Below are 2,771 nucleotides of genomic sequence, written 5' to 3' on the forward strand. Positions count from 1 at the left end.
CCGCCCGACGTCTGGATCGGGGTCTGGTCGGAAAACCTCGGCGCCCAGCGCTTCTACGCGCGACGCGGCTTTCAGAAGGTCGGCGAGTACGGCTTCCCCGTGGGAAACACCATCGACCGGGAGTTCATCCTGCGGCGGAGACCCGCTTTCTGAGGCGTCCTGCACTGGACAGCGGGGCCTCAGGGCTTCACATTCGCGTCTCAAACACTCGTTCCGCCCGCAAGGGGACGTCCACCATGTTCATGCGTTTCTTCACCGAACTCCGCGAGGCCAAGGTCCCCGTGACCCTCAGGGAGTACCTCATGCTGATGGAGGCGCTCGACAAGGCGGTCATCGGTCGCAGCGTTGACGAGTTCTACTATCTGGCGCGCTCCGCCCTGGTGAAGGACGAGAAAAACCTCGACCGGTTCGACCAGGTTTTCGGCCACGTGTTCAAGGGCCTGGAGAAGCTTGAGAGCTTTGGCGTCTCCGACATCCCGGCCGAGTGGCTGAAGAAGATCTCCGACCAGTTCCTCACCGACGAGGAGAAGGCCCAGATCGAGGCCATGGGCGGGTTCGAGAAGCTCATGGAGGCCCTCGCCGAACAGATGCGCGAGCAGCGCGAGAACGGCGACGACGGTGAGGGTGAAGGCAAGGGCAAGGGTAAGGGTAAGGGCGGCGAGGGCCCGAACGGCGACTCCCCCTTCGGCGCCAACGGCTACCACCCGGAGGGCGTGCGCATTGGCCAGGACAAGGGCCGGCATGGCCGGGCCGTGAAGGTCTGGGACAAGCGCGAATACAAGAACCTCGACGACAGCGTCGAGCTGGGCACCCGCAACATCAAGGTCGCCCTGCGTCGCCTGCGCAAGTGGACCCGGGATGGCGCGGCCGAAGAGCTCGACATGGACGGCACCATCCGCGGCACGGCGGAGAAGGGTTATCTCGACATCAAGCTGCGGCCCGAGCGCCGCAACAAGATCAGCGTCCTGATCTTCTTCGACGTCGGCGGCTCAATGGATAGCCATATCCGGATCTGTGAGGAGCTGTTCAGCGCCGCCCGGACCGAGTTCAAGAACATGGAGTTCTACTACTTCCACAACTGCCTCTACGAGAGCGTGTGGAAGGACAACCGGCGTCGCCACGCCGAAAAGATCCCGACCTGGGACGTGCTCCACAAGTTCAGCCGGGACTACAAGGTCATCTTCGTGGGCGACGCCACCATGAGCCCCTACGAAATCACCTATCCCGGCGGCTCGGTCGAGCACTGGAACGAGGAACCCGGGGCCATCTGGGTCGACCGCGTGGCGCAGACCTTCGAAGACATGATCTGGCTCAACCCCACGGCCGAAAGGCACTGGGACTATACGCCGTCCGTGGAGGTCATGCGCCAGCTCGTCGGAGACCGCATGTTCCCACTCACCCTCGCGGGCCTCGAGAAGGCCATGAAGGAACTGGCCCGATAGGGGATTGAACCTGACACCTGGGACCGCTGCTGGCGCGCCAAAGGTGGACTAAGCGGGGCCCCGCTTCCGCCCGGGAGCGGACCTCGCCAGAGTCGCGGAAGGTTCGTTAGGAGGCCTTTTTCCGGGTAGATCCTGTTCGCGGTGCTCGACTGGCGCCAATTCAACCCTTGGGATCTTCAGATGGCTAAACGGACAAAGTTCCCGCTGTGGGGTGCCTCGTTGGTCTTAGTCGCGGTTGTCGCCGCTGCTGGCCTCCCTGCGATCTCCGCCCAGGCTCAGCCGACCATAGCCACTCCGGACTATGTGGCTCCGGAGCGTTGGTCGGTCAGGGGCGAGGGTGTGGATCTGCGGGTCTGGGTCCGGCGGCCTGAAAAGCCGATAGCTGCCGTCCTTTTCGTCCATGGGCGTACTTGGAGTGCTCTGCCCAACTTCGATCTCAATGTGCCTGGCGAGAACGTTTCAGTGCTGCGGAGCTTCGCTTCGCGCGGCTTCGCGGCCTACGCTATGGATCTGCCTGGATACGGAGAGACGCCGAGGGGAGCCTCGGGCATGCTCTCACCGCAGGAGGCTGCGAGGGCTGTGCGCGCCGTCCTCACCGCCATCGAGGCGCGGGAGAAGGTTAAGCCGGTGCTGGTCGGCTATTCGCGCGGCTCCCAAGTGGCCCTGTTGACTTCGGCGACCTATCCGGACAGCCATTCTATGCTGGTCCTCTATGGATTCCCCGGGCTGGGGTACGCCTCGCAGCCGGGAGCGCCGCTCGCACCCGCGGGACCGCGCCGTGCCCCAACCACCCTGGCCGCAGCGGCATCGGACTTCATAGTCCAGGACGCCGCGTCGCCTGCCGTCGTGGAAGCCTATGCAAAAGCGGCGGTGAAGGCCGACCCCGTCCGCATGGATTGGGAGCGCGAAGAGGTCTTCGCAACGGTCGACCCCTCTCTGGTCAAAGCGCCAACCTTGCTGCTGCAGGGCGTCTCGGACCCCATCGCCGTGACCGAGCGTCAAGCCGTAGTATTTGCGCGGCTGGGGACACAGGCGAGGGGGTGGACCGTCCTGCCAGGTGCCGACCATGCCGCACATGTAGAACGAGCCCACGGGGCCTGGGTCGCCGCGATCATCGACTTCTTCGAACTTAACGGCGGACGGAGGTAGCGGCTGCCCAACTTCAGCTTAGGGTCCATTCTCCCCGTTGGCTTCGGATCGTAAAGCGGACATTCGGGTTTCCGACCGCCTTATGCGACCGGCGGGACTCAAACGTCAGATTTTGACCGCTAGGACCTGTTCCCTTCGGAAGCCAACCGCCTAGAGGCGTCGAAAGAAGCCCCAATTCAG

The 2,771-nt window shown here is 64.0% G+C and carries 2 protein-coding genes and 1 pseudogene; all 3 read left to right on the forward strand.

Translation table 11 applies throughout. The features are described from left to right. Positions 1-153: pseudogene (locus WCJ52_RS12525) on the forward strand (GNAT family N-acetyltransferase); the annotation flags it as partial. Between the two features lie 83 nt (positions 154-236). Beyond that, positions 237-1,442, forward strand: coding sequence for a VWA domain-containing protein (locus tag WCJ52_RS12530; protein WP_336903639.1), 1,206 nt, complete (start codon positions 237-239; stop codon positions 1,440-1,442). Positions 1,443-1,622: 180 nt separating this feature from the next. Further along, positions 1,623-2,591: an alpha/beta fold hydrolase gene (locus WCJ52_RS12535; protein WP_336903640.1), complete on the forward strand. Its 969-nt coding sequence runs from the start codon at positions 1,623-1,625 to the stop codon at positions 2,589-2,591. The last annotated feature ends 180 nt before the right edge of the window (positions 2,592-2,771 follow it).

The sequence above is a fragment of the Phenylobacterium sp. genome (assembly GCF_037138395.1).
Classification (GTDB): domain Bacteria; phylum Pseudomonadota; class Alphaproteobacteria; order Caulobacterales; family Caulobacteraceae; genus Phenylobacterium.